This window comes from Wenzhouxiangella sp. XN79A, from assembly GCF_012272825.1.
GTDB lineage: Bacteria > Pseudomonadota > Gammaproteobacteria > Xanthomonadales > Wenzhouxiangellaceae.
Window position 1 is genome coordinate 96,718 of record NZ_JAAWWS010000142.1, and the last position, 24,652, is coordinate 121,369.

Annotated in this window: 23 protein-coding genes and 1 other RNA gene; 19 read left to right on the forward strand and 5 right to left on the reverse strand. The window is 68.6% G+C overall.

The window, feature by feature from the left end; translation table 11 throughout:
- Positions 1-4 precede the first annotated feature (4 nt).
- The 3 genes from HFP89_RS06445 to HFP89_RS06455 are packed head-to-tail and all read left to right on the forward strand — an operon-like array spanning position 5 to position 2,225.
- A complete protein-coding gene (locus HFP89_RS06445; protein ID WP_168716827.1) occupies positions 5-940 on the forward strand; it encodes a sodium-dependent bicarbonate transport family permease in 936 nt (311 codons plus the stop codon).
- A 5-nt stretch (positions 941-945) separates the two neighbouring features.
- The gene (locus HFP89_RS06450; RefSeq protein ID WP_168716828.1) at positions 946-1,257 is read left to right on the forward strand and encodes a transcriptional regulator; all 312 of its coding nucleotides are present in this window, start codon (positions 946-948) and stop codon (positions 1,255-1,257) included.
- The gene (locus HFP89_RS06455) at positions 1,257-2,225 is read left to right on the forward strand and encodes an L-threonylcarbamoyladenylate synthase (protein ID WP_168716829.1); all 969 of its coding nucleotides are present in this window, start codon (positions 1,257-1,259) and stop codon (positions 2,223-2,225) included. Before HFP89_RS06450 ends, HFP89_RS06455 begins: the two co-directional genes overlap by 1 nt.
- A gap of 25 nt (positions 2,226-2,250) precedes the next feature.
- On the opposite strand, the gene HFP89_RS06460 is transcribed toward HFP89_RS06455, so the two are convergent.
- The gene (locus HFP89_RS06460; protein WP_168716830.1) at positions 2,251-3,234 is read right to left on the reverse strand and encodes a DUF533 domain-containing protein; all 984 of its coding nucleotides are present in this window, start codon (positions 3,232-3,234) and stop codon (positions 2,251-2,253) included.
- A gap of 217 nt (positions 3,235-3,451) precedes the next feature.
- Between HFP89_RS06460 and HFP89_RS06465 the strand changes: the two genes are divergently transcribed.
- The 3 genes from HFP89_RS06465 (at position 3,452) to HFP89_RS06475 (ending at position 6,234) form a co-directional block, all read left to right on the forward strand.
- Positions 3,452-3,823 carry a BlaI/MecI/CopY family transcriptional regulator gene (locus HFP89_RS06465; RefSeq protein WP_168716831.1) on the forward strand — a complete coding sequence of 124 codons (372 nt, stop codon included), beginning with the start codon at positions 3,452-3,454 and terminating at the stop codon, positions 3,821-3,823.
- Positions 3,813-5,498: a M56 family metallopeptidase gene (locus tag HFP89_RS06470; RefSeq protein WP_168716832.1), complete on the forward strand. Its 1,686-nt coding sequence runs from the start codon at positions 3,813-3,815 to the stop codon at positions 5,496-5,498. Before HFP89_RS06465 ends, HFP89_RS06470 begins: the two co-directional genes overlap by 11 nt.
- Before the next feature lie 166 nt (positions 5,499-5,664).
- Positions 5,665-6,234 (forward strand): hypothetical protein, encoded by a 570-nt coding sequence (locus HFP89_RS06475; protein ID WP_168716833.1) that lies wholly within the window; start codon positions 5,665-5,667, stop codon positions 6,232-6,234.
- 864 nt (positions 6,235-7,098) lie between these two features.
- On the opposite strand, the gene ssrA is transcribed toward HFP89_RS06475, so the two are convergent.
- Positions 7,099-7,455: a transfer-messenger RNA gene (gene ssrA / locus HFP89_RS06480) on the reverse strand.
- Between the two features lie 126 nt (positions 7,456-7,581).
- Positions 7,582-8,040: an SsrA-binding protein SmpB gene (smpB, locus tag HFP89_RS06485; protein ID WP_168716834.1), complete on the reverse strand. Its 459-nt coding sequence runs from the start codon at positions 8,038-8,040 to the stop codon at positions 7,582-7,584.
- 113 nt (positions 8,041-8,153) lie between these two features.
- Here smpB and HFP89_RS06490 point away from each other — a divergent pair, with 113 nt between their 5' ends.
- The gene (locus tag HFP89_RS06490; RefSeq protein ID WP_168716835.1) at positions 8,154-8,585 is read left to right on the forward strand and encodes a type II toxin-antitoxin system RatA family toxin; all 432 of its coding nucleotides are present in this window, start codon (positions 8,154-8,156) and stop codon (positions 8,583-8,585) included.
- On the forward strand, positions 8,575-8,871 hold the full coding sequence (locus HFP89_RS06495) for an RnfH family protein (RefSeq protein ID WP_168716836.1): 297 nt from the start codon (positions 8,575-8,577) through the stop codon (positions 8,869-8,871). The genes HFP89_RS06490 and HFP89_RS06495 overlap by 11 nt, the downstream gene beginning before the upstream one ends.
- A gap of 17 nt (positions 8,872-8,888) precedes the next feature.
- Here HFP89_RS06495 and HFP89_RS06500 read toward each other — a convergent pair whose 3' ends face one another.
- Positions 8,889-9,326: an outer membrane protein assembly factor BamE gene (locus HFP89_RS06500; protein ID WP_168716837.1), complete on the reverse strand. Its 438-nt coding sequence runs from the start codon at positions 9,324-9,326 to the stop codon at positions 8,889-8,891.
- 74 nt (positions 9,327-9,400) lie between these two features.
- Here HFP89_RS06500 and fur point away from each other — a divergent pair, with 74 nt between their 5' ends.
- On the forward strand, positions 9,401-9,826 hold the full coding sequence (gene fur / locus HFP89_RS06505) for a ferric iron uptake transcriptional regulator (RefSeq protein ID WP_168716838.1): 426 nt from the start codon (positions 9,401-9,403) through the stop codon (positions 9,824-9,826).
- 93 nt (positions 9,827-9,919) lie between these two features.
- On the opposite strand, the gene recN is transcribed toward fur, so the two are convergent.
- Positions 9,920-11,578 carry a DNA repair protein RecN gene (recN, locus tag HFP89_RS06510; RefSeq protein ID WP_168716839.1) on the reverse strand — a complete coding sequence of 553 codons (1,659 nt, stop codon included), beginning with the start codon at positions 11,576-11,578 and terminating at the stop codon, positions 9,920-9,922.
- A 135-nt stretch (positions 11,579-11,713) separates the two neighbouring features.
- On the opposite strand from recN, the gene HFP89_RS06515 reads away from it, so the two are divergent.
- From HFP89_RS06515 to recJ, 10 genes are all read left to right on the forward strand, one after another.
- Positions 11,714-12,298, forward strand: coding sequence for a nucleotide exchange factor GrpE (locus HFP89_RS06515; RefSeq protein ID WP_168716840.1), 585 nt, complete (start codon positions 11,714-11,716; stop codon positions 12,296-12,298).
- Positions 12,240-14,351 carry a molecular chaperone DnaK gene (dnaK, locus tag HFP89_RS06520; RefSeq protein ID WP_168716841.1) on the forward strand — a complete coding sequence of 704 codons (2,112 nt, stop codon included), beginning with the start codon at positions 12,240-12,242 and terminating at the stop codon, positions 14,349-14,351. Before HFP89_RS06515 ends, dnaK begins: the two co-directional genes overlap by 59 nt.
- 118 nt (positions 14,352-14,469) lie before the next feature.
- On the forward strand, positions 14,470-15,621 hold the full coding sequence (dnaJ, locus tag HFP89_RS06525) for a molecular chaperone DnaJ (protein ID WP_168716842.1): 1,152 nt from the start codon (positions 14,470-14,472) through the stop codon (positions 15,619-15,621).
- An 85-nt stretch (positions 15,622-15,706) separates the two neighbouring features.
- Complete coding sequence (dapB, locus tag HFP89_RS06530; RefSeq protein ID WP_168716843.1) at positions 15,707-16,432, forward strand: 4-hydroxy-tetrahydrodipicolinate reductase; 726 nt, start codon at positions 15,707-15,709, stop codon at positions 16,430-16,432.
- A gap of 161 nt (positions 16,433-16,593) precedes the next feature.
- Positions 16,594-17,736: a glutamine-hydrolyzing carbamoyl-phosphate synthase small subunit gene (gene carA / locus HFP89_RS06535; RefSeq protein WP_168716844.1), complete on the forward strand. Its 1,143-nt coding sequence runs from the start codon at positions 16,594-16,596 to the stop codon at positions 17,734-17,736.
- 16 nt (positions 17,737-17,752) lie between these two features.
- Complete coding sequence (locus HFP89_RS06540; protein ID WP_168716845.1) at positions 17,753-18,181, forward strand: four helix bundle protein; 429 nt, start codon at positions 17,753-17,755, stop codon at positions 18,179-18,181.
- Positions 18,182-18,199: 18 nt separating this feature from the next.
- Positions 18,200-21,433 (forward strand): carbamoyl-phosphate synthase large subunit, encoded by a 3,234-nt coding sequence (carB, locus tag HFP89_RS06545; protein ID WP_168716846.1) that lies wholly within the window; start codon positions 18,200-18,202, stop codon positions 21,431-21,433.
- Complete coding sequence (greA, locus tag HFP89_RS06550; protein ID WP_168716847.1) at positions 21,430-21,921, forward strand: transcription elongation factor GreA; 492 nt, start codon at positions 21,430-21,432, stop codon at positions 21,919-21,921. Before carB ends, greA begins: the two co-directional genes overlap by 4 nt.
- Before the next feature lie 7 nt (positions 21,922-21,928).
- The gene (locus HFP89_RS06555) at positions 21,929-22,888 is read left to right on the forward strand and encodes a hypothetical protein (RefSeq protein ID WP_168716848.1); all 960 of its coding nucleotides are present in this window, start codon (positions 21,929-21,931) and stop codon (positions 22,886-22,888) included.
- A complete protein-coding gene (recJ, locus tag HFP89_RS06560; RefSeq protein ID WP_168716849.1) occupies positions 22,885-24,585 on the forward strand; it encodes a single-stranded-DNA-specific exonuclease RecJ in 1,701 nt (566 codons plus the stop codon). Before HFP89_RS06555 ends, recJ begins: the two co-directional genes overlap by 4 nt.
- Positions 24,586-24,652: the final 67 nt, after the last annotated feature.

Genomic DNA, 24,652 nt, shown 5'->3' on the forward strand with positions numbered 1-24,652 from the left:
TCCGATGGACCCGATCCTGCTGTTCTTCCTGTTCGGCCTGGCCGCCGGCCTGCTTCGGGCCGAGCTGCGACTGCCGTCGGCGATCTATGACTTCGTCTCGATGCTGCTGCTGCTGTCGATCGGTCTGAAGGGCGGGGTCGAGCTGGCCGAACAGCCGTTCTTGTCGGTGCTGCCCGATGTGCTGGTCGCGATCGTGATGGGCATCGTGCTGCCGCTGCTGATCTACCCGGTGCTGCGCCACGTCGGGCGGTTCAAGCGGCCCGACGCGGCCTCGATCGCCGCGCACTACGGTTCGGTCAGCGTCGGCACCTTCGCCGTGGCCGTGGCCTGGCTGGCCACCCGCGAGATCGACTACGAAGCGCACCTGCCGCTGCTGCTGGTGGTGCTGGAGATGCCGGCGATCCTGGTCGGCATCGTGCTGGCGCGCGGCTTCAGCGCGAAGATGGACTGGACGAGCATCGGCCACGAAGTGTTTCTCGGCAAGGGCGTGGTGCTGCTGCTCGGCGGCCTGCTGATCGGCTGGATCGCCGGACCCGAAGGCGTCGAACCGATCGGCCCGCTGTTCTTCGACCTGTTCAAGGGCATTCTGGCGGTGTTCCTGCTCGAGATGGGCCTGATTGCCGCCGCGCAGGCCTCGAGTCTGAAGCGCCATGGCCTGTTTCTGCTGCCGTTCGGGACCCTGGTCCCGATCTTGTTCGGCAGCATCGGCACCGGCCTCGGGATGCTGATGGGCATGAGCACCGGCGGAACGATGCTGTTCGCGGTGCTGGCCGCCAGCGCGTCGTACATTGCCGTGCCGGCCGCGATGCGCATCTCGGTGCCGCAGGCCAACCCGACCCTGTCGCTGACCGCCTCGCTGGGGATCACCTTCCCGTTCAACGTGCTGGTCGGGATCCCGCTGTACTGGAAATTCGCCGAATGGGCCCATGGGGCCGGGTGACGCCGATGAACACGAATCCAGGCGCCACGCGCCGACTGCTGACCATCATCACCGAGAGCGTGCTCGAGACCGCGCTGACCCGCGACCTGGAGAAGCTCGGCGCACAGGGCTACACCATCGTCGATGCGCGCGGCAAGGGTCATCGCGGCGTGCGCGAGGGCGGTTGGGAAGCCAGCGGCAACATCCGCCTCGACGTGGTCTGCGCCGAAGAGACCGCGCGCAAGATCGCCGCGCACGTCCAGCAGCGCTACTACGACGACTACGCGATGATCGTGCTGCTCGGTGAGGTCGAAGTGCTCAGGCCCGAGAAATTCTGATGATCCGGCTGGGCGTGGGCGCCGTCGACCTGGAGCGCGCGGCCGGCTGGCTGCGCGAAGGCCGCCTGGTCGCGCTGCCGACGGAGACCGTCTACGGGCTCGGCGCGGATGCCTCGAACCCGGACGCGGTCCGCCGCATCTTCGCCGCCAAGGGGCGTCCGCCCGACCACCCGGTGATCGTCCACCTGCCCGACGCCGCAGCACTCGACGGCTGGGCCGGCGAGGTTCCCGAAGCCGCCCGGCGACTGGCCGCGGCGTTCTGGCCGGGTCCGCTGACGCTGGTGCTGAAGCGGGGTCCGCAGGTCGACGACGTGATCACCGGCGGCCAGCAGACCGTCGGTCTCCGGGTGCCGGCCCATCCGGTCGCGGCTGCGCTGCTGCAGCGCTTCGGCGGTGCACTGGCCGCCCCGTCGGCCAACCGCTTCGGCCACGTCAGCCCGACCACGGCCGATCACGTGCTCGACGAGTTCGGCGACGAGGTGAAGGCGGTCATCGACGGTGGACCGTGCACCGTCGGGCTGGAATCGACGATCGTGGACCTGAGCGGCGAGCGACCGCGCCTGCTTCGCCCGGGCATGATCCCGCTGGCCGATCTGGAGACCGTGCTGGGCCACCCGCTGGACCAGGCCGGCGAGGGCGAGGGACCGAAGGCCTCCGGTCGGCTGCCGTCGCACTACGCGCCGCGCGCTTCGCTGGCGGTGGTCGCGGTCGACGCGTTGGCGGGCGCGATTGCGCGGGCCATGGAGACGGGCAGCGTTGCCGTGCTCTCGCGGCGCCCGGCACCGGAGCGCGACGTCCGGGTGGCCTGGCAGCAGCTCCCCGACGCGCCGGCGGACTACGCCCGCGAACTGTATGCCGCGATGCGCCGTGCCGATGCCGCCGGGCCGGCCTGCATCCTGGTCGAGGCGGTGCCGGATGGGCCGGACTGGCAGGCGATCCGCGACCGCCTGGCCCGCGCCGCGGCCTGACCGACCGACGGCGTCCCGGAGCCGCTCAGACCGGCTGGCCGCCCTTGACCATCCCCATCACCTGGCCCATGTCCAGGGTCTGCGCCTTCTGCTCGATCTGAGGGATGTATTCGCCCTGCATCTGCCTGGCCGAGCCGAGGACCTCCGCGTAGGTCTGCTTCAGCAGCTCGGTACTCATCTGGCGGCCACCGGCGTAGTAGCGCCTGGCGACCTGGCCCAGCGCGTAGGTGGTGGCGAACGAGAACGCCATGCCGGTGGCCGTGCGACCCAGCCGGCCGGCGCCGCGTCCGGCGGCTTTCCGGAACAGCCCGCCGATCAACTTGCGGCCGAACTGCTCGACGTACTGCGAGGTCATGCCCACACCCAGCGTGGCCAGGAACTCCTTGATGTGGCCGCGGTCGAGCTCCACGCCGTATTCCCTGCCGATGCCGTAGACCATCTTGATCTGCAGCGGAATGATCGCCATCGAGGCCCACGACTGCGGCAGGATTTCCAGCGCGCCGTTGAGGATCGAATAGTTCAGGATCGACTTGTCGAGCGCGGCCTCGTCGACGGTCCGGGCCGCCACGGTCGGCATGTCGTTCCTGGCCGCCGAGACGGGCAGGGTGGCCGGGACCGCCGCCTCGGTGGCCTCGACCATCTGCTCGGCCTCGTGCTCGATGTCGTCGGTCTCGGTGCCGGCCAGTTCGAGCAGGCCCTTGAGTTCGTCGAGGAAGGCGCGCTCCTCATTGGTCATCCGCCCGTCGGCGTCGCAGACCCCGACCGCCATTTCGTAGGCCAGGTGCTTCTCGCCCGGATCGGCGAGCTTCGCGACCGCATCGGCCAGGGTGGCGCGCTTCAGCAGCACGTCCTGGTACAGCGAACGCAGATCCGGCGCGTCCGGCCCGGCCAGCGTTTCGGCAATGGTCCGGATCTCCTCGCGTTCGTGCTCGTGCTTGGCGCCGTCGGCGAAGGCGGCGAACAGGGCAATGGTCAGCAGGGCGGTGTCGCGGTCGCGGGTGTCGGTCATGGGGGCAGTGCCTGGAAGGAAGACTGGTCCTTGGATCGGGGCGGGGGGGCGCAGGTTCAATACGGGCCGCGATCCATCGTCCGGTCGGCCGATCCGATCGAAGCCGTGGGGTCGTCACGCAGATTGCGCCGGAACGGGGCTTGACAATGCTGATTACGCGTGTAAACCTAGAATCGCTTACAAATGTAATCAACACGTGATCCGCGGGAACGAAGCCATGAAATCGATCAGCGAAGCCGAAAGCATCCTGATGCAGGTGCTCTGGCAGAGGGGGGAGGCGACGGCCGAGGAACTCCGCGAGGCCGTCGCCGAGCGAACCGACTGGCAGCCGGGCACGGTCAAGGCACTGCTGAACCGCCTGCTGAACAAGGGTGCGATCCGCGCCGAGCGTGAAGGCAGACGGTTCCGCTACCGGCCGGTGCTCGAGCGCGAGGACTACGTGGCCGAACAGAGCCGTTCGCTGATCGATCGCCTGTTCGATGGCCGCGTCGCGCCGCTGGTCGCGCATTTCAGTGAGCAGAAGGCGTTGTCGAAGTCGGATCTCGACGAGCTGCGCCGCCTGATCCGGGAGCTGGACGATGGCGAATGAACTGGTGGAGTTCCTGCTCGACGCCACGCTGTTCCTGTCGGCCACCTTGCTGACCGTGATGATGCTCCGTCGCGTCTGGCTGCGATGGTTCGGCGCGGGCAACGCGCTGCTTCTGTGGACCCTGGTCCCGGTCGCGCTGGTCGCGGTGCTGCTGCCGGCGCCGGTGCAGACGATCGATCCGGCCGTTGCTCCGACGGTACCCGCAGCGGGTTCCGCCGCCGCACCGTTCCTGCCTGCCGTGCGAGATCGGATCGGGCGCGCCGTTCCGACCATCGACATGAACGACACAGCGCCCGCGGCGGCGAGGCCGGATCCGCTTGCCGGCCCGCTGCCGCAGGTGTCGATCGCGGTCACCTGGCTGCTGGGTGCGCTGCTGATGACCGCCGTGCTGGTCGTCCGGCAAATGCGCTTGCTGCGATCCCTGGGTCGATTGACTCGGCGGCAGGACGGCACGTTTCTCAGCGAGCAGCCCGACACCGGGCCGCTGCTGATCGGTGCGCTTCGGCCACGTATCGTGCTGCCCGCCGACTTCGAGCAGCGCTACACGCGGCGACAGCAGGACCTGATCGTCGCCCATGAGCGTTGCCACCTGCGTCGCGGTGATGTGCAGTTCACGCTGCTCGCCTGCGTCCTGCGCTGCGTGTTCTGGTTCAACCCGCTGGTCCACCTGGGCTGGCCGCGCTTCCGGACCGACCAGGAGCTGGCCTGTGATGCCGCGGTGCTGCGTGCACACCCTTCGCACCGGCGCGCCTACGCCGAGGCGATGCTGGCCACCCGGTCGGGTTCTCTGGCGCTGCCCGTCGGGTGCACGTGGCGAACCGGCCACCCGCTGAAGACGCGAATCCGGATGATCTGCGCGCAGCCCGTGGGCCGTCTGCGGCTGATCGCCGGCACGGCCATGGTGCTGCTGGCCGGATCGGCCGTGGCCGTCGCGACCTGGAGCCAGCAGGAGCCGCAGCGGTACTACCGGATGGCGACGTTGCCCGAACTCCGGATGAACGTGGCAGCCGCCGAGCCGGCAATGCCGACGCCGGGCCGGGACCGGATCGTTGCGCCGCGAACCGCGCCGATGCCGAGCTACGCCGTGTCCACGCGCCCGCCGCCGCTGCCCGAACCGGAGCCCTCGTCACCGGTCGCGCCGATGGCCGACATTCCGGAACCGTCCGCGGACCGCGTCGCCGACCTTGGCGGGGCCGAATCGGGCGTGCCGGAGGCCGAGTCGGTAGCGGTCGAACACGCCCGGCTCATCCAGACGACCCCGCCGGAGTTTCCGCGGTCGATGTACCGGCCCCGCCTGCTGAGCTACCCGGGCATGCCGAACGACGAGCTGCCTGGCAAGGACGGGTCCCCGGTCGGTCGGCTCTGGGTCTTGCTGCTGCGGGTGACACTGGACGAGCGCGGGAGTCCGGTGGAGATCGCTGTCGATGACTCCAGCATCGACGATCCGGGACTGGTCGAGCGCTATCACGCGCTTGCGATGGAGGCGGTGCGCGACTGGCGCTTCGCCCCGGCGCGGATCGACGAAGAGCCCGTGGTCTCCGAAGTCCTGCTGCCGTTCTATTTCGATACCAACCGCTACAACATCAGGCCGATTTCGTACGAGGCGATTGCGACGCCGCGGTTCCGACCGGGACCGCCGAGCATCGGTTCGGTCAGTCGATACATCGATCGCTGAGCTCCACCGTCCTGCGCGGCCGAGTCCGGCCGGCGGTGAAGACCTTCTTCGCAACGCGAACGACAGGCAGGGCAGCGATTGCGGGGCCGCAGGCGCGGGCCCGGATTCGCGCAGCGCCTACATGAGCGCCGGCACGCCGGCGATCATTCATACGAGGAGCATGACCATGAAACCACATCTCACCATCCGGCCCGTTGTCTTCGCCGCGTCCTTGCTTGCGACGCTGGCCGCATCGTCCACCTTCGCCCAGGACCGGGCGCCGGCGGCCGACGGACGTTCCGAAAAGGTCGACTTCACGCCGGCCGCAGTGATCGACCCGGCCCCGCCGTCGTTTCCAGGAACGTTCTCGAATCCCCGTCTCGTCGCGTATCCCGGCATGCCGGTCGAGCAACGACCCCGACCGGACTGGGCGCCGGAGTACGGTCTCTGGCGGTTGCCGGTTCGTGTGTCACTGGACGCCGGCGGCACGCCGGTCGACGTGAGCGTCGGCGATCATCCGCTGAGTTCGCAGGGGCTGGTCCGGCGCTACGAGCGCCTGGCCCTGCGAGCGGCCCGGGACTGGAGCTACACACCGGCCCGCGTCGACGGCCGGGCCGTTGCGTCCGAACTGGTGCTGCCGTTCTACTTCGATACCGGCCTCGCGCGACCGACGGATCATGGGCGGATCGGACAGCGAAGCTCGCTGCCTGCGCTTTCCTGGAGCTCGATGGCCGTTCGCTACGCGGTCAATCGATAACGGCGCCACCGCGACGCTGTGGGACCTGCGGCCGACCACCCACCGGGTGCGTCGGCCGCATCCTCCAGCGCCTGACGCCGAACTCGGTGGCGTCCTGATCCCTGAATCGTTCGCCTCCGACCGGCCATGGCGTCCAGGTCGGTCCGATCCGAGCCTGCGCGCCATGGGCCCGGAATCGGAGAAAGCGGGTTCGACGCCCGCCGAGCATGGATTCGCCCAGAAAGGAACCTGATTACGCACGTTTCTCAGCCGGTAGTACAGCCCTCCGGAGGCTTGCAGGAGACTCGAGAACAGCAAGCAAGGATCCTTCGAAAGCACTTTTTGCCCAGCTTCTCCTGTTGGAGGGCGCTTGCGCGCGAAGGGTGGCCGCTTCCGAAGTCGTTCGCGCGCAAGCGCCCTCCAACAGGCGGTCTTTCTGCCAGTCCGGCGTCGGGCTGGAATCTCGCTCGGGATGGAAACCCGTCCTTCGAATCCGACCGGACGATCCAACGGCTCGCCTATCGCCTGCCGCGACGCTCCGACGCCGGGACGTTACCCGACCGTGGCCGAGATTCATGCGTAATCAGGAAAACGAAAGGGCCGGCACGGAGGCCGACTGTTTCTTCGGGGGCGTTGCGAGTCGGTGTACTCGCGAATGTGACGTCGCGCAGCGACTCGTGCAGGGTGTTGTGGAGGCGGCGGGGCCTTGCGTGTGGGTGTACACGCAATCGATCGTCGCGCAGCGACGCCCAGGTCGCAGCGCCGAAGGCGCAAGACTGCGGGCCGCAGGCCCGGCGTGAAAGACAGCGGGTTCGACGCCCGCCGAGCATGGATTCGCCCAAAAACGAAAGGGCCGGCACGGAGGCCGACCCTTTCCCGGGGATCTGGTGGAGGCGGCGGGAGTCGAACCCGCGTCCGCAAACCATCTGATCCTGGTTCTACATGCTTAGCCCGCTCTATTCTTTCTCGTCATGCCACAGCCCGAGGGGCAGGGCGTGTGGCACGACCAGTTGCGGTTTGATTTGACCCCAGGCCCCGAAACTCGACCTGAAGCGATCCTGCTAAGTGATCTCCCGTCGAAAGCGCAGGCTCAAACGGGGGAGAGCAGGCTGGTTTTTAGGCAGCCAGTGCGTAGTTGTCGTCGTTGGCAACTAACTTTTTGCAGCCGGGTTTAACGAGGATTGCTGCCTCCTCGGCATGCCCCAGGGTACGTCCGATCCACGTCGAAGCCAGTACGCCCCCGGTGGTACGGAAACTACGACCGGCAAAAGCCGGACAAGTTCCATGGCTGCAACTATACAGGCAAGCCCGGTCGAGCGAGTCCGGGATTGCATGGGCGGCGGCTGAAACACCGACGCGAAGGCCGGATCAGCGCGCTTTCAGGATTCGGCCCTTTTCCCGCTCCCAGTCGCGTTCCTTCTGGGCCCGGCGCTTGTCGTGCTGCTTCTTGCCCTTGGCCAGCGCGATCTCGACCTTGACCTTGCCCTTCTTCCAGTACATGGCCGTCGGGATCAGCGTGAACCCCTTGCGTTCGACCTGGCCGATCAGCTGGTCGAGCTCGCGCTTGTGCAGCAGCAAGCGGCGGGTGCGCATCGGGTCGGTGTCGACGTGCGTCGAGGCCGAGGTCAGCGGCTGGATCAGGCAGCCGAACAGAAAGGCCTGGCCCTTGCGCAGCAGCACGTGGCTTTCGCCGAACTGGACGTTGCCGGCGCGCAGCGACTTGACCTCCCACCCGAGCAGCGAGATGCCGCATTCGATCCGCTCCTCGAGCTGGTACTCGAAGCGCGCGCGCTTGTTCAGCGCAATGGTGGAAGACGAGGAGCTCATGGTCGGGGTCTCGGGTTCGGGAAAATCCGCGGGTCGGGCCGGGCAGTCTATCGAATCGCGACGGCCGGCAGCGTGGTCCTTTGCATCGCGACAGTTTGGGTATGATGCCGGCCATGCCTGAAGTCAACCGATCGGCCCTGGTCGCGCATTCGCCCGGACAGATGTTCGAGCTGGTCCGTGATGTCGAGCACTACCCGAGTTTCCTGAGCTGGGTCAAGGATGCCGAGGTCCACGAGCAGGACCCGGCCCACCAGCTGGCCTCGCTGGAAGTCAGTGTCGCGGGCGTGACCCGGCGCTTCCGCACCCGCAACGAACTGGTGCCGGCCGAGCGGTTGACCATGCACCTCGACGAGGGACCGTTCCAGCGCTTCGGCGGCGAATGGCGGTTCGCCGATCTCGGGATCGGCTGCAAGGTCGAGCTGCTGCTGAGTTTCGATTTCGACAGTCCCGTGCTGGCCGCCGCGTTCAACCGCGGTTTCGTGGTGGTGGCCAACCGCATGGTCGACGACTTCTGCCGGCGGGCCGACGCGCTGTATGGGGGCTGACCGCATCCGGGTCGAGGTGGTAGCCGCCTGGCCGCAGCGGCAGTGGATGGTCGAACTGGACCTGCCGGCCGGCAGCACGGTGGCCGATGCGGTCGAACGGTCGGGCCTGGTCGAGCGCATTCCGGGGCTGGAACCGCGCGATGATCATCTGGGTGTCTTCGGCCGACTGTGCCGGCCCGACCGCGAGCTGGCCGACGGCGACCGGGTGGAGATCTATCGTCCGCTGAAGCTCGACCCGAAGACCATCCGGCGGATCAACGCCGAGCGCCAGAGGCGCGGCGAGTAAGACCCCGGCCGCACCGCTCAGCGCGGCGGGTCGGGCGTCGGTACCGGCTCGTCGTCTTCGATCTCCCGCGGGCGACGCGGAAGGACCGGCTGGTTGTCGTCGGGATCGATGATCTCGAGATCTTCGGGGTCGGTCCCGGCGATTCCGGAGGCGTCGAGGTAACTGCCGAAGAAGTCCACCACGCGATCGTCCTCGAACACCACCGTCAGCGTGCGGCGCTCCGGGTCGCGGCCGCCGCGGGCAAACGAGTTGATGTAATCCCAGCGGTCCTCGTGGAAGGGGCTGCGCACGGCCGGGGTGCCGAGCAGCACTTCGACCTGGCGCTTGGTCAGGCCGACCTCGAGCTGTTCCATGTCGTCTTCGTCCAGCACGTTTCCCTGCGGGATGTTCTGCTTGTAGATCAGGTTGCAGCCGGCCACGAGAAGGGCGAGCGCGAGCAGGGTGAGTCGGAGCATGGGAGCGAGGATTACCGCGTCGGGAAGACCCCGAATGATACAATGGAATTCCGTTCCACCGGCGACTGCTTCCCATGACCCAAGAAACCCGTGAACTCCGCAAGGCCGGCCTCAAGGTGACGCTGCCGAGGCTGCGTATCCTGCAGTTGCTGGACGGTGCGGCGCAGAAGCACATGACCGCAGACGACGTGCATCGACAGCTGATCGACCAGGGCGAGGACATCGGCCTGGCCACGGTGTATCGCGTGCTGAACCAGTTCGAGACCGCCGGGCTGGTCCGCAAGCACATGTTCGACGACGGCACCGGGCGCGCGCCGCAGGCCAGCTACGAGCTCGACGAGGGCGAGCACCACGACCACATGGTCGATCTGGATACCGGGGACGTGATCGAGTTCTTCGACGAAGAGATCGAGCGGCGCCAGGAAGAGATCGCCAGCGCCCACGGCTACGAGATCATCGACCATGCGCTGGTGCTGTACGTCCAGAAAAAGGACGGCTGATCCGTCGCTGCCGGCGGCAGGCCCTGCGATTCCGGGTCGTGTCCCCGCTTGAATGGCCGGCGACCGGGCTCACCGGCCGCCGGACCGACCCGCTCAGTCGGCGTTGCCGGCCAGTAGCGCTTCGGCATGCCGCCGACTGGTCCGGCCGGTGGTCGATCCGAGCATCCGCGCCAGTTCGGCGATCCGCGCGTCGCGATCCAGCGATTCCACCGTGACCCGGGTCCGGCCGTCTTCGGCCCGCTTCAGCACCCGGAACTGACGGTCGGCGCGAGCAGCCACCTGGGCCAGGTGCGTCACGCAGAACGCCTGGCCCCCTTCGCCGGCGCGGTGCAGGAACTCGCCGACCTTGTGCGCGGTTTCGCCGCCGACGCCGGCGTCGATCTCGTCGAAGATCCGCACCAGCCCGGCCGCCGGCTCGGCCGCGGCGATGATCATGGCCAGGCTCAGGCGCGACAGCTCGCCGCCGGAGGCGACCCGTTTCAGCGAGCGGGGCGGCTGCCCCGGGTTGGCCGAGAACAGGATCTCGACGGCGTCGGCGCCGTGTCGCGAGACCTCGGCGTCCTCATCGAACGCGAGCTCGAATTCGAGCCGGGCGGTGTCCATGCCCAGTGCGGCCAGTGCCTCGCCGACCGCCTCGATGAGGGTCGCGGCGACCTTGCGCCGGTCGTCGTGGAGCGCGCGCGCTGCAGCCAGCCACGCCGAACGCGCCTGGGCAAGCGCGCGCTCGGCCGCTTCGCGCGCTTCGGCCGCGCCGTCGATGCGCTCGAGGCGGGCGCGCAGCTGGCGACGCAGCTCCGGCAGGGCTTCGGGCTCGGTCCGGTGCTTGCGGGCCAGTTCCATCGCGCGGCCCAGCCGGCGATCCACCGCATCGAGACGTTCCGGATCGGCTTCCAGGTCGTCGTGCATCCGGGACAGCGCGCGGACCGACTCCTCGAGATTGACCCGCGCGGTGCCGAGCATCTCCAGCACTTCGCCGAACCCGGGTTCGCGGTCGGCCAGCGGTTCCAGCGACCGGATCGCCCGCACCGCGCCGGTCAGCGCGCCGTCCTCGCCGTCACCCTCCAAGGCATCCCGGGCCTGACCGCAGGCCCGCTGAAGATCGTCGACCGAGGCCAGCCGCCGTTGCTCGGCTTCCAGGGCCGGCAGTTCGTCGTCGCCGAGGTCGAGCGCGTCGAGTTCCTCGAGCTGGAAGCGCAGCAACTCGGCATCGGTGCCGGCCTCGGCGTCGAGGTCGGCCAGTGCGGTACGGGCCTTGCGGTGGTGCGCGGCTGCGTCGGCCACGGCTCCTCGGACCGCCGCATCGACGCCGCGATCCAGCCAGGCGCGCTGGTGATGCGGGTCGGCCAGCCGCTGGTGCTCGTGCTGGCCGTGGATCTCGACCAGTCGCTGGCCCAGCTCGCGCAGCTGCCCGACGGTCGCCGACTGGCCGTTGATCCAGGCGCGCGATGCGCCGTCGGCCGGCACCATGCGCCGGATCAATACTTCGCCGTCCTCGTCCAGGGCCTGTTCGACCAACCAGTCGAGCGCCGGGTGGCCGTCGGGCAACTCGAAGCGTGCCGACAGGTCGGCGCGGCGCGCGCCGGCGGCGACGACGGCGGCATCGGCCCGGTCGCCGAGCAGCAGCCCCAGGGCGTCGATCAGGATCGACTTGCCCGCACCGGTCTCGCCGGTAATGGCGCCGAAGCCCGGGCCGAAGTCCAGTTCCAGTCGATCGATGATCGTGAAGTCGGTGATGGCGAGCGAGCGCAGCATCGGTGTCGGTCCGGTTCCTGGGAGCGAGGGTCCCTGACGAGTCGCCCTATTGTATCGGTTGGATTCGCCGCGGCCGGGCCCCATGTTGCGTCGAATCAGACGATGCCCACCGAGCTGACAATGGAGTCCACGCCGATGAGCGAACACGATCGACCGAGCCGGGAACCGACCGACGAACCCCGCAAGGCCAGCGAGGCCAGCGAAGCCGAGGCGACCGAGCAGGGCCACGCAGAGCCCGTTCGGCACGAAGCGGCCGGCGCCGAAGCCGACGCCCGGCCCGAAGGGCTGGAGACCGAAGTCCAGCGCCTGACCGACGCGCTGGCCCGGACCCAGGCCGAGATGGTCAACCACGAACGTCGTCTCGAGCGCGAGATGGAAAAGACGCGGAAGTTCGCGCTGGAGCGGCTGATGCGCGATTTCATCCAGGTGCTCGATTCCCTCGACCAGGCGCTGGCGGCCTCCGGCGGCGAGGACGGAGAGATCGCTCAGGAAGGGCTGGTGCTGACCCGCAGGCTGGCGCTGAAAGTGCTCGAATCGCACGGGCTGGAAACGCTCCACCCGGAGGGTCGCCCGTTCGACGCCAACTGGCACGAAGCGATGACCGCGGCAGCGACCGACGAGGTCGAGCCCGACACCGTGCTGCAGGTGCTGCAGACCGGGTATGCACTGCACGGACGCCTGCTTCGTCCGGCACGCGTGGTGGTGGCCAGAGCGCCCTGACCGGATCGTCGGAAAGGGATCCGAACGGTTTGAAATCGACCGCATCGGGCCCCATTCACCAAAGCAGCACGCGGGGGAGTCGCCTCGCATCGAACCGAACTCGAATCAACGGGATACACACGAAATGAGCAAGATCATCGGAATCGACCTGGGAACCACGAATTCGTGCGTGGCCGTGATGGAAGGCGGCAAGACGCGCGTCATCGAGAACGCCGAAGGCGATCGCACCACGCCGTCGATCGTGGCGTTCACCAAGGACGACGAGGTGCTGGTCGGGCAGCCGGCCAAGCGCCAGGCCGTCACCAATCCCGAGCGCACGCTGTACGCGGTCAAGCGCCTGATCGGGCGCAAGTTCAACGAAAAGGTCGTCCAGAAGGACAAGGACCTGGTCAGTTACAGGATCGTCGAGGCCGACAACGGTGATGCGTGGGTCGAGGTCGACGGCAAGAAGATGGCGCCGCCGGAAATCTCCGCGCGCGTCCTGATGAAGATGAAGAAGACCGCCGAGGACTACCTGGGCGAGCCGGTGACCGAAGCGGTCATCACTGTGCCGGCCTACTTCAACGATTCTCAGCGCCAGGCGACCAAGGATGCCGGCAAGATCGCCGGCCTGAACGTGCGCCGGATCATCAACGAGCCGACCGCCGCCGCGCTGGCCTACGGCCTGGACAAGGAAGGCAAGGACCGCACGGTCGCGGTCTATGACCTCGGCGGCGGGACCTTCGACGTGTCGATCATCGAAATCGCCGACGTCGACGGCGAGAAGCAGTTCGAAGTGCTGGCCACCAACGGCGATACCTTCCTCGGCGGCGAGGACTTCGACACCCGCCTGCTCGACTATCTGATCGCCGAGTTCAAGAAGGACCAGGGCGTCGATCTCAAGGCCGATCCGCTGGCCCTGCAGCGCCTGAAGGAAGCCGCCGAGCGAGCCAAGATCGAGCTGTCGTCCAGCCAGCAGACCGAGGTCAACCTGCCGTACATCACGGCCGATGCCTCGGGTCCGAAGCACCTGAACATCAAGGTCACCCGGGCCAAGCTGGAGTCGCTGGTCGAGGAGCTGGTCAAGCGCTCGATCGAGCCGTGCCGCACCGCGCTGAACGACGCCGGCCTGAAGATCGGCGACGTCGACGAAGTCATCCTGGTCGGTGGCCAGACCCGCATGCCGATGGTCCAGAAGGCGGTGCAGGAGTTCTTCGGCCGCGAACCGCGTCGGGACGTCAATCCCGACGAAGCCGTGGCCGTCGGTGCCGCGATCCAGGGCGGCGTGCTCCAGGGCGACGTCAAGGACGTGCTGCTGCTCGACGTGACGCCGCTGTCGCTGGGCATCGAGACGCTCGGCGGTGTGTTCACCAAGCTGATCGAGAAGAACACCACGATCCCGACCAAGGCCTCGCAGATCTTCTCGACCGCCGAAGACAACCAGAGCGCAGTCACCGTGCACGTGCTGCAGGGCGAGCGCGAACAGGCCGCGGCCAACAAGTCGCTGGCCCGCTTCGACCTGGCCGGTATTCCGCCGAAGCAGCGCGGCATGCCGCAGATCGAAGTCACCTTCGACATCGACGCCAACGGCATCCTGCACGTGTCGGCCAAGGACAAGGAAACCGGCAAGGAGCAGCGCATCGAGATCAAGGCCGGCTCGGGTCTCAGCGAGGAGGAGATCGAGAAGATGGTGTCCGACGCCGAGGCGCACCGCGAGGAAGACAAGCGCTTCCATGAGCTGGTCACGGCGCGCAACAACGCCGATGCGCTGGTCCATTCGACCCGTTCGATGCTGACCGAGCAGGGCGAGCAGCTCGACGAGGCGGCGAAGAAGCCGATCGAGGACGCGCTGGCCCGGGTCGAGGAAGCGATCAAGGGCGACGACAAGGACGCGATCGACGCGGCCGTCAACGAACTGCAGCAGGCCGCCACGGCGCTCTACCAGGCGGCCGCCCAGGCCGACCAGGGCGACGCCGAGGCATCGAGCGCGACACCCGAATCGGCCGAGGAAACCGCCGACGACGTGGTCGACGCCGAGTTCACCGAGGTCGACGACGACAACGACAAGAAGTGATCCCTGCCCCGGGCCAGTGCCCGGGCGCAGGACCGCCGCCTGACGCCGCCGGCCCGTACCGGCGGCGTTCGTCCGAGCGGAATGCCGAATCAACGACGGGCAGGGAACGGAGCAATCGATGAGCCAACGCGATCTCTACGAAGTGCTGGGCGTGCAGCGCGGCGCCAGCGACGACGAACTGAAGAAGGCCTATCGCCGGCTCGCGATGAAGTACCACCCGGATCGCAATCCGGATGACGACAGCGCGCAGGACAAGTTCAAGGAAGCCAAGCTCGCCTACGAGGTCCTGAAGGACCCGAAGAAGCGCGCCGCCTACGACCAGTTCGGCCACGATGCCATCAACGGGCAGGGGCCGGGCGGATTCGGCGGCGGTCCGGGCGCGGCCGGATTCGGCGATCTCAACGACATTTTCGGCGATATCTTCGGCGACATCTTCGGCGGCGGTCGCCGGCGCGGCGGCGCGCAGAGCCGGTCGCGACGCGGCCACGACCTGCGCTACACCCTGGAGCTCGATCTCGAGGAAGCCGTCCAGGGCGTGACCCGCGAGATCCGGGTGCCGGGCATCGGCAAGTGTTCCGAGTGCAGCGGATCGGGCTCCCGGAGCGGTCAGATGAAGGTCTGTACCACCTGCGGCGGGGCCGGCCAGGTGCGCATGCAGCAGGGCATCTTCTCGGTCCAGCAGACCTGTCCGAACTGCGGCGGCAGCGGCCGCGAAGTCAGCGATCCGTGCACCGGTTGCGACGGCACCGGCCAGGTGCGTGAAACCCGCACGCTGCAGGTCAAGGTACCGCCGGGCGTCGACGAGGGCGACCGGATCCGGCTGTCCGGCGAAGGCGGTGCCGGGCTGCAGGGCGGCGCGGCCGGCGACCTGTACGTCGACATCCACGTTCGCGAACATCCACTGTTCGAGCGCGACGGCGATCGCCTGCAGGCGGAAATCCCGATTCCGGTGACCACCGCGATGCTCGGCGGCCAGATCAAGGTGCCGACGCTCGACGGCTCGGTCATGCTCAAGATCCCGGCCGAGACCCAGACCGGGCGGACCTTCCGGCTGAAGGGCAAGGGCGTGAAGTCCGTGCGCAGTTCGCGCACCGGCGACCTGCTGGTCCGGGTGCTGGTCGAAACGCCGGTCAACCTGACCCGCGAACAGAAGGACCTGCTCAAGCGCTTCGACGAGACCCTGACCGGCGCGCAGAGCGCCGACCACAGCCCGAAGTCGCGCAACTGGACCGACTCGGTCAAGACCTTCTTCGACCGGATGGGCTTCTGAGACCGGTCATCGGAGCGGCCGCACGGGCCGGACGAGCGTCGTCCGGCCGCTATACTGCCGGGACGCTGATCGGAGCCCGGATCCCGTGAAGATTCTTCTCAATGGCGCCACCGGCAAGGTCGGGCGCCTGATCGAGGCGCTGGCCGAAACCGATGCCGCGCTCGAGCTCGTCGGGCGCGGTTCGCGCGACCACCCGCTGGCCGAACCGGCCGGCGCCGATGTGCTGATCGATTTCTCCAGGCCCGCCGCGCTCGTCGACGCGCTGGCGCTGGCCTGTCGCCATCGCATTCCGGTCGTCACCGGCACCACCGGACTCGACGACGCGGCCTCCGCCGCGCTCGGCCGGGCCGCCGAGACCGTGCCGGTGTGCCGGGCGGCGAACTTCGCGATCGGCGTCCACCTGCTTCGGCAGCTGGTCCGCGACGCCGCCCACCGGCTCGGGCCGGCGTTCGACATCGAGCTGGTCGAGACCCACCATCGCGAAAAGATCGACGCGCCCTCGGGCACCGCGCTGAGCCTGGCCCGTGCCGCGGCCGAAGGGCGCGGCCTCGACCCGGCCCACGCGCTGCACAGCGACGGCCATGCCGGGGGCGCGCGCGACCGCGACCGGATCGGCGTGCAGTCGCTGCGCGGCGGCGACGTGGTCGGCGAGCACGAGGTGCATTTCCTCGGCGACGGTGAGCGGCTGGTGCTGGTCCACCGCGCGACCGACCGCAGCCTGTTCGCACGCGGCGCGCTGCGCGCAGCGGCCTGGCTGGTCGGTCGTCCGGCCGGGCTGTACGGGCTCGACGACGTGCTGGCCGACCGCTGAGTGGTCGGCGACCGAGGGGCGCAGCTTGCGGCCCTCGACCCGCGCGACTGGCGTACAATGCCCGCTCGAACCGGTCGCACGACGACCCTTCGACGAGCGGCGTTTCCGGACCCGGTCCCCCGGACCCTCCGAGCGCCGCTTCGCAAATCCGGAGGCACGATTTGTCCAATCTCAAGGCAGTACTGGCGCTGGAAGACGGCACGCTGTTTTCCGGCATGGGCTTCGGCGCGCCCGGCAAGGCGGTCGGCGAAGTGGTCTTCAACACCGCCATGTCCGGCTACCAGGAAATCCTGACCGACCCCAGCTACGCCGGTCAGCTGGTCACGCTGACCATGCCGCACATCGGCAACACCGGCTGCAATCCCGAGGACAACGAGTCCGATCGCGGCCGGGCGGCCGGACTGATCGTGCGCGACTGCCCGCGCCGGGCCAGCTCCTGGCGGGCCACGCAGACGCTGCCGGACTGGCTGGTCGAGCAGAACGTGGTCGCGATCGCCGGCATCGACACCCGCGCGTTGACCGCGCTGCTGCGCGAGAAGGGCGCCCAGAACGGCTGCATCCTGACCGGTGAGACGGTCGATCCGGCCGAAGCCCTGGAGGCCGCGCGGGCCTGTCCGCCGATGACCGGCCAGGACCTGGCGCGCGAGAACAGCTGTGCCGAGCCGCATGCCTGGACCGAGGGCTCGCCGGCCATCGAGTCGCGAACGCCGGTGGAGCACGGGGCCCGGCCGCACGTGGTCTGCTACGACTTCGGCGCCAAGTACAACATCCTTCGGCTGCTGGTCGACGCCGGCTGCCGCGTGACCGTGGTGCCGGCCACGACCCCGGCCGAGAAGGTGCTGGCGCTGGCGCCCGACGGCATCATGCTGTCCAACGGACCCGGCGACCCCGAGCCGTGCAGCTATGCCATCGAGGCCATCGGAACGCTGGTCGAGAAGCGGATCCCGACCTTCGGCATCTGCCTCGGCCACCAGTTGCTGGCGCTGGCCGCCGGCGCACGGACCCTGAAGATGAAGTTCGGCCACCACGGTGCCAACCACCCGGTCCAGGACCTGGCCACCGGGCAGGTGATGATCACCTCCCAGAACCACGGCTTCGCCGTCGACGAGGCCAGCCTGCCGGCCCACGTCGAGGCCACCCATCGCTCGCTGTTCGACGGCAGCCTCCAGGGCATCCGCCTGACCGACGCCCCCGCCATGGGCTTCCAGGGCCACCCCGAAGCCAGCCCCGGCCCCCATGACCTGAGGCCGCTGTTCGACGCGTTCGTCGCGATGATGGGCGACGAACGAGGGGCGAGGGGTTAGGGGAGAGGGACGAGTGATGCAGCTTCGGAGCTATCGCGAACTCACTGTCTGGCAGCGCGCCATGGGCGTGGTCGAAGAACTGTATGCGTTGTCAAGCACATTTCCGGACAGTGAACGGTTTTCGCTGACGCAGCAAATGAGAAGAACCGCGGTGTCCATTCCGTCGAACATTGCCGAAGGAAACGCGCGTCGTTCCACCAAGGACTACGCACGGTTCGTATCGATCGCCATCGGCTCGCTGGCGGAACTCGAGACCCAGGTCGAGATCGCGGCCAGAATTGGATATCTGAACAACGCACACGCCTCGAACCTGCTGTCCGAGCTCGATGAAATCGGCCGGATGCTGCGAGCGATCGAAACCAAATTGCGAGGCTACGTACGAGATGTGTCGGCCGCCGATGCGCCGCTTGTCACTCGCCCCTCGTCCCTCGCCCCTCGCCCCTGAACCCTGAGCTGCAAAGCCATGCCTAAACGCAACGACATCCAATCCATTCTCATCATCGGCGCCGGGCCGATCGTGATCGGACAGGCCTGCGAGTTCGATTATTCGGGCGTGCAGGCGGTCAAGGCGCTGCGGAGCGAAGGCTACCGGGTGATCCTGGTCAACTCGAATCCGGCCACGATCATGACCGACCCGGAGACCGCCGACGCGGTCTACATCGAGCCGGTCAAGTGGGAATACGTGCGCGAGGTGATCCGCAAGGAGCGGCCCGACGCGCTGCTGCCGACCATGGGCGGGCAGACCGCGCTGAACTGCGCGCTGGACCTGGTCAGGGAAGGCGTGCTGGACGAGTTCGGGGTCGAGCTGATCGGCGCCTCGAAGCAGGCCATCGACATGGCCGAGGACCGCGACCAGTTCAAGACCGCGATGGCCGAGATCGGCCTGGACACGCCGACGGCCGAGGTTGCCCACACGCTGGAGGAGGCGCTGGACATCCAGAAGCGGATCGGCTTCCCGACCATCATCCGGCCGTCGTTCACCCTGGGCGGCTCCGGCGGCGGCATCGCCTACAACGCCGACGAGTTCGTCGAGATCGTTTCGCACGGGCTGGAGCTGTCGCCGACCAACGAGGTCCTGCTCGAAGAATCGGTGCTGGGCTGGAAGGAATACGAGATGGAAGTCGTCCGCGACAAGGCCGACAACTGCATCATCATCTGCTCGATCGAGAACCTCGATCCGATGGGCATCCACACCGGCGATTCGATCACCGTGGCGCCGGCCCAGACCCTGACCGACCGCGAGTACCAGCGCATGCGCGATGCCTCGATCGCGGTGCTGCGCAAGATCGGCGTCGAGACCGGTGGCTCGAACGTCCAGTTCGCCGTCAACCCCGATGACGGGCGGATGATCGTCATCGAAATGAATCCGCGGGTGTCGCGATCCTCGGCGCTGGCCTCCAAGGCCACCGGCTTCCCGATCGCCAAGGTCGCGGCCAAGCTGGCGGTGGGCTATACGCTCGACGAGCTGGAAAACGAGATCACCGGCGGCGCGACCCCGGCCTCGTTCGAGCCGAGCATCGACTATATCGTCACCAAGATTCCGCGCTTCGCGTTCGAGAAGTTCCCGGCCGCCAGCCGCAAGCTGACCACCCAGATGAAGTCGGTCGGCGAGGCGATGGCGATCGGTCGCACGTTCAAGGAGTCGGTGCACAAGGCGCTGCGCAGCCTGGAGATCGGCCTGGACGGCTTCGATTCGATCGAGCTCGAAGCCCATCCGGACATCGATGCCGACACGCTGCTGCGACGCGAACTGCGCGAAGCCGGCCCCGAGCGCATCCTCTACGTGGCCGAAGCATTCCGGCGCGGCATGGACTTCGACACCGTCCAGCGGCTGACCCGGATCGACCCCTGGTTCCTCGACCAGATCCTGGAGCTGATCGAGATCGAAGCCGAAGTCGTCCGGGCCGGTTTCGAGGCCCTGGATGCTTCGCGCCTGCACGAGCTCAAGCGCCACGGCTTTGCCGATGCGCGGCTGGCGAAGCTGCTCGGTACCTCGGAAAAGGCCCTGCGCCACCTGCGCCAGACGCTGGACGTGCGCCGCGTGTACAAGCGGGTCGATACCTGCGCGGCCGAGTTCGAAACCACCACGGCCTACATGTACGGCACCTGGGAAGAGCAGAGCGAGGCGCGGCCGACCGACCGGCGCAAGATCATGGTGCTCGGCGGCGGACCGAACCGGATCGGCCAGGGCATCGAGTTCGACTACTGCTGCGTCCACGCCGCGATGGCGATGCGCGAGCTCGGCTTCGAGACCCTGATGGTCAACTGCAACCCCGAGACCGTCTCGACCGACTACGACACCTCCGACCGCTTGTACTTCGAGCCGCTGACGCTGGAGGACGTGCTGGCGATCATCGACGTCGAGAAGCCGGAGGGTGTGATCGTCCAGTTCGGCGGCCAGACGCCGCTGAAACTGGCCCGCGAGCTCGAGGCCGCCGGTGTGCCGATCATCGGGACCAGCCCGGATTCGATCGACCTGGCCGAAGACCGCGAGCGGTTCCAGGACCTGCTCCACCGGCTGGGCCTGAAGCAGCCGCCGAATCGCACCGCGCGGACCCCCGACGAGGCCATCGTGCTGGCCGCCGAGGTCGGCTTCCCGCTGGTCGTTCGGCCATCCTACGTGCTCGGCGGTCGGGCCATGGACATCGTCCACTCCGTCGACGAGCTCAGGCGCTACATGCGCGAGGCGGTCAGCGTCTCCAACGACTCGCCGGTGCTGCTCGACCGGTTCCTCGACCACGCCATCGAAGTCGATGTGGACGCGGTCTGCGACGGCGAGCGGGTGATCATCGGCGGCATCATGGAGCACATCGAGCAGGCCGGGGTGCATTCCGGCGACTCCTCGTGCAGCCTGCCGCCGTTCTCGCTGTCGGAGGAGATCATCACCGGGGTCGCCGAGCAGACCCGCCGGATGGCGCTGGCGCTGAAGGTCATCGGCCTGATGAACGTGCAGTTCGCGGTCAAGGGCGAGGAGATCTTCGTGCTCGAAGTCAACCCGCGCGCATCGCGCACCGTGCCGTTCGTGTCGAAGGCCACCGGCGTGCCGCTGGCCAAGATCGCGGCCAACTGCATGGTGGGTGAAAGCCTGGAGAAACAGGGGATTACCAAGGATCTCGAAACCCGTTTCTACTCGATCAAGGAGCCGGTGTTCCCGTTCATCAAGTTCCCCGGCGTCGATCCCATCCTCGGCCCGGAGATGCGCTCGACCGGCGAGTGCATGGGCGTCGGTCGAACCTTCGGCGCCGCGGTGGCCCGTGGTCAGCAGGGCGTGGGCATCCAGGCGGCCGCCTCCGGCCGCGCGTTCCTGTCGGTGCGCGACGCCGACAAGGACGACCTGCTCCCGGTGGCCCGCGAGCTGGTCGAGCGCGGCTTCGAGCTGGTCGCCACCGAGGGCACCTGGGCCTTCCTGGTTGAAAACGACGTTCCCTGTGATTACATCAACAAGGTGATTCAGGGCCGGCCGCACATCGTCGACCTGATCAAGAATCGCGAGATCGACTACATCGTCAACACCACCGAAGGCCGTCAGGCGATCACCGACTCCTTCTCGATCCGCCGCGAAGCACTGCAGCGGAAGGTCAACTATTCGACGACGATTGCCGGGGCCCGTGCAACGCTGCGGGCGCTCGAGCACTGGCAGGAGCGAGAGGTCAAGCCCCTCGCCGAACTTCATTCAACGAACCGAGATTCTCCATGACGCAGCAGACACCGCTGACCAAGCAGGGCGCCGAGCGCCTGCGTGAAGAACTGGCCCGACTGAAGAAGGTCGAGCGCCCGAAGATCATCGAGGCGATCGCCGAGGCGCGCGCGCACGGCGACCTGAAGGAAAACGCCGAATACCACGCCGCCCGCGAGCAGCAGGGCTTCATCGAGGGCCGGATCCAGGAGCTGGAAAGCTCGCTGTCGCACGCCCGGGTCATCGACGTGGCCGAGCTGAACGTCGAGGGCAAGGTGGTGTTCGGCGCCCACGTGACGCTGCTGGAGGACGTCGACGACGCCGAGGAAATCACCTGGCAGATCGTCGGCGACCTCGAGTCGAGCATCGAGCACCGCCGCCTGGCCGTGTCCGCGCCGCTGGCCCGGGCGCTGATCGGCCGCGAGGAAGGCGAGACCGTCGAGGTCAAGACGCCGAACGGCCTGCGGGTCTACGAAATCGTCGAAGTCCGCTACGAACGCGGACGCTGAGGCGACGATGTCCGACCACCGGACGGCGCTGGTCATCGTGCTGCCGGTGCTCGACGCCGTGCTCGATGGCGAGCTGGCCTGTCCGCCGATCCTGCGATCGATCCTGACCCGCGGCCGCATCCGCGCGGGCGGCGGTGATGCCGCGCTGGCCGAGTCGCTCGGTTTCGACACGTTGCCGGCAGCAGGTCCGCGTGCGGCGCTGGCGGCCGGCGATGAACCGCCGCCCGGCTCGCGCTGGCTACGCGCCGATCCTGTTTCGCTGATGCCGGATCTCACCGCCGTGTGGTTGCGTGGCCCGGCCCCGCTGGACTGGGACGCACCCTCGATGGCGCCGCTGAACGAGGCACTGGCCGAGACCTTCGCGCATGCCGGGCTGGACTGGCGAGCGCCAGCGACCGGACAGCCGGGCCGTCTCCGGCTCGATGAGCACAGCGCCGTCCAGTTCACCGACCTGATCGAGGCCCGAGGTCGCCGACTCGATGAAATCCTGCCTCGTGGCGACGGCGCGGGCCGCTGGCATGGCCTGATCAACGAAATCCAGATGGTCTTCCACCAGTTCCGCGCGCTCGACGACCCCAGCCCCGGCGGCTACGGCCTGTGGTTCTGGGGTGCCGGACTCGCGCCCCAGGCCGGGCCGCCGGACGCGGCGGTCGCGCGCCTGCTGCGGGCGCCGGGCTCGGCCGGCGACGACGGCCTGGCCGGCTGGCTGGGCCGGTCGGTGGCGGACCTGCAGGCCGATTGGCGGCCCGAGCCCGGCCTGACGCTGGTCGAGGCCGAATTCGGCGATGACGCCGCCGGCTACCTGACCGCGCTCGACGACCAGCTGCTGGCGCCGGCCTGGGCCGCGCTGAAGGCCGGCCGACTCGATGTGATGACCCTGGTCGGCAGCCGCTCGACCGCACAGGCCGGCCGCTGGGCGCCGCTGGCGCTGTGGCGGCGCTCGCCGCCGGAGGGTCTCGGGTCGTGATCCGCCGCGTGCGCGTTCGCCGTCGGCCGGCCGCCGCACCGTTGCCCGGTCTCGATCCGGTCGCCGCGCGGGTGCTGGCCGCGCGCGGCTGCAGCGCTCCACCGGACTACGCGCTGGCCTCGATGCTGCCGCCGACGCTGGCCGATCTCGGGTCCGCCGCGGCGCTGCTGGCCGACGCGATCGAGCAGGGTCGCCGAATCCTGGTGGTCGGCGACTTCGACGCCGACGGGGCGACCGGCACGGCGGTCGCGGTGCGCGGGCTGCAGGGGCTGGGCGCGGCCGACGTCTGCTGGCGCATGCCCGATCGTATCCGCCACGGCTACGGCCTGAGCGTGAAGCTGGCCGAGGAGTGCCTCGCACTGGAGCCGCACGTGCTGGTCACCGTCGATCACGGCATCAGCTCGATCGAAGGGGTGGCGAAGGTCCGCGAGGCCGGCGTGCGCGTGGTCGTCACCGATCACCACCTGCCGGGCCCGACGCTGCCGGCCGCCGATGTGATCGTCAACCCCAACCGGCCCGACGACGACTTTCCGTCGCCGCACCTGGCCGGCTGCGGCGTGCTGTTCTACGTGCTGATCGGCCTGCGCGCCGAGCTGCGTCGGCGCGGTCGCGCGGCCGACTTCCGCCTCGATTCCCTGCTCGACCTGGTCGCGCTGGGCACCGTGGCCGACCTGGTCCGGCTCGACGAAAACAACCGCCGGCTGGTCCGCCAGGGCCTGGAACGGATCCGCCGCCGCCAGTGCTGCGCGGGCGTGGCCGCGCTGCTCGAAGTGGCCGGGCGCAACCTGGCCCATGTCGCGGCCAGCGACCTGGGCTTCATCGCCGGGCCGCGCCTGAACGCGGCCGGCCGGCTCGATGACATCTCGATCGGCATCCGCTGCCTGCTGACCGACGACCCGGACGAGGCCATGGCCCTGGCCGGTGAACTGGACCGCTTCAATCGAGACCGCCAGCAGCTGCAGAGCGACATGGTCGAGACCGCGCAGCAGCTCGCGACGGAGCTGGCCGCCGGCATCGACGGCGAGCCCGGCGGACTGTGCCTGTACGACCCGGACTGGCACCCCGGCGTGGTCGGACTCGTCGCCTCCAGGATCTGCGAACAGCTGCAGCGCCCGGTGATCGCGTTCGCCCCGGCCGAGCCGGGGGCGAGCGAGCTGAAGGGGTCGTGCCGGTCGCCGGCCGGCGTGCACATGCGCGACCTGCTGGCCGAACTCGACGCCCGCCAGCCTGGCCTGGTCGACCGCTTCGGCGGCCATGCGCGAGCCGCCGGGCTGAGCCTGGAGAGCGATCGCTTCGCCGACTTCCGCCAGGCCTTCGACGCCCACGTCGCGCGGTTGACGTTTCCGCCCGATGCCGTGCTGTCCGACGGTCCGCTTGCGGCCAGCGAGCTGACCATCGAGACCGCCGAGGCCCTGTCCGACGCCGGGCCCTGGGGCCAGGGTTGGGACGAGCCGCTGTTCGACGGCCATTTCCGCGTGCTCGAGCGCCGTGTGGTCGGCCAGGACCACCTCAAGATGCTGCTCGAACCCTTCGACGGCGGCCCGGCGCTGGACGCCATCGCCTTCCGCGCCGGCGACTGGTGCCACCGCGACCTGCCCGAACCGCTGCACGTGACCTACCGCCTGGAAATCAACCGCTGGCGCGGCCGCGTCACCCCGCAGCTGAACATCCAGCACTGGGTCGAAGGCGAGGGCTGACGCGCACTGCGGCGGCGATGCCCGGCAACGCGCGCCGACATCGCAAGTGATCGACAGCGCTCGACGA

Bases quoted from the DNA above. Each gene is read 5' to 3' on its own strand.
- HFP89_RS06555 (WP_168716848.1), top strand. From the start codon at position 21,929: ATGTCCGACCACCGGACGGCGCTGGTCATCGTGCTGCCGGTGCTCGAC.
- HFP89_RS06490 (WP_168716835.1), top strand. From the start codon at position 8,154: ATGCCTGAAGTCAACCGATCGGCCCTGGTCGCGCATTCGCCCGGACAG.
- greA (WP_168716847.1), top strand. From the start codon at position 21,430: ATGACGCAGCAGACACCGCTGACCAAGCAGGGCGCCGAGCGCCTGCGT.
- smpB (WP_168716834.1), bottom strand. From the start codon at position 8,040: ATGAGCTCCTCGTCTTCCACCATTGCGCTGAACAAGCGCGCGCGCTTC.
- HFP89_RS06475 (WP_168716833.1), top strand. From the start codon at position 5,665: ATGAAACCACATCTCACCATCCGGCCCGTTGTCTTCGCCGCGTCCTTG.
- HFP89_RS06445 (WP_168716827.1), top strand. From the start codon at position 5: ATGGACCCGATCCTGCTGTTCTTCCTGTTCGGCCTGGCCGCCGGCCTG.
- dnaK (WP_168716841.1), top strand. From the start codon at position 12,240: ATGCACTGCACGGACGCCTGCTTCGTCCGGCACGCGTGGTGGTGGCCA.
- fur (WP_168716838.1), top strand. From the start codon at position 9,401: ATGACCCAAGAAACCCGTGAACTCCGCAAGGCCGGCCTCAAGGTGACG.
- dnaJ (WP_168716842.1), top strand. From the start codon at position 14,470: ATGAGCCAACGCGATCTCTACGAAGTGCTGGGCGTGCAGCGCGGCGCC.
- HFP89_RS06515 (WP_168716840.1), top strand. From the start codon at position 11,714: ATGAGCGAACACGATCGACCGAGCCGGGAACCGACCGACGAACCCCGC.
- carB (WP_168716846.1), top strand. From the start codon at position 18,200: ATGCCTAAACGCAACGACATCCAATCCATTCTCATCATCGGCGCCGGG.
- HFP89_RS06495 (WP_168716836.1), top strand. From the start codon at position 8,575: ATGGGGGCTGACCGCATCCGGGTCGAGGTGGTAGCCGCCTGGCCGCAG.
- HFP89_RS06455 (WP_168716829.1), top strand. From the start codon at position 1,257: ATGATCCGGCTGGGCGTGGGCGCCGTCGACCTGGAGCGCGCGGCCGGC.
- HFP89_RS06540 (WP_168716845.1), top strand. From the start codon at position 17,753: ATGCAGCTTCGGAGCTATCGCGAACTCACTGTCTGGCAGCGCGCCATG.
- HFP89_RS06460 (WP_168716830.1), bottom strand. From the start codon at position 3,234: ATGACCGACACCCGCGACCGCGACACCGCCCTGCTGACCATTGCCCTG.
- HFP89_RS06470 (WP_168716832.1), top strand. From the start codon at position 3,813: ATGGCGAATGAACTGGTGGAGTTCCTGCTCGACGCCACGCTGTTCCTG.
- HFP89_RS06450 (WP_168716828.1), top strand. From the start codon at position 946: ATGAACACGAATCCAGGCGCCACGCGCCGACTGCTGACCATCATCACC.
- recN (WP_168716839.1), bottom strand. From the start codon at position 11,578: ATGCTGCGCTCGCTCGCCATCACCGACTTCACGATCATCGATCGACTG.
- HFP89_RS06465 (WP_168716831.1), top strand. From the start codon at position 3,452: ATGAAATCGATCAGCGAAGCCGAAAGCATCCTGATGCAGGTGCTCTGG.
- HFP89_RS06500 (WP_168716837.1), bottom strand. From the start codon at position 9,326: ATGCTCCGACTCACCCTGCTCGCGCTCGCCCTTCTCGTGGCCGGCTGC.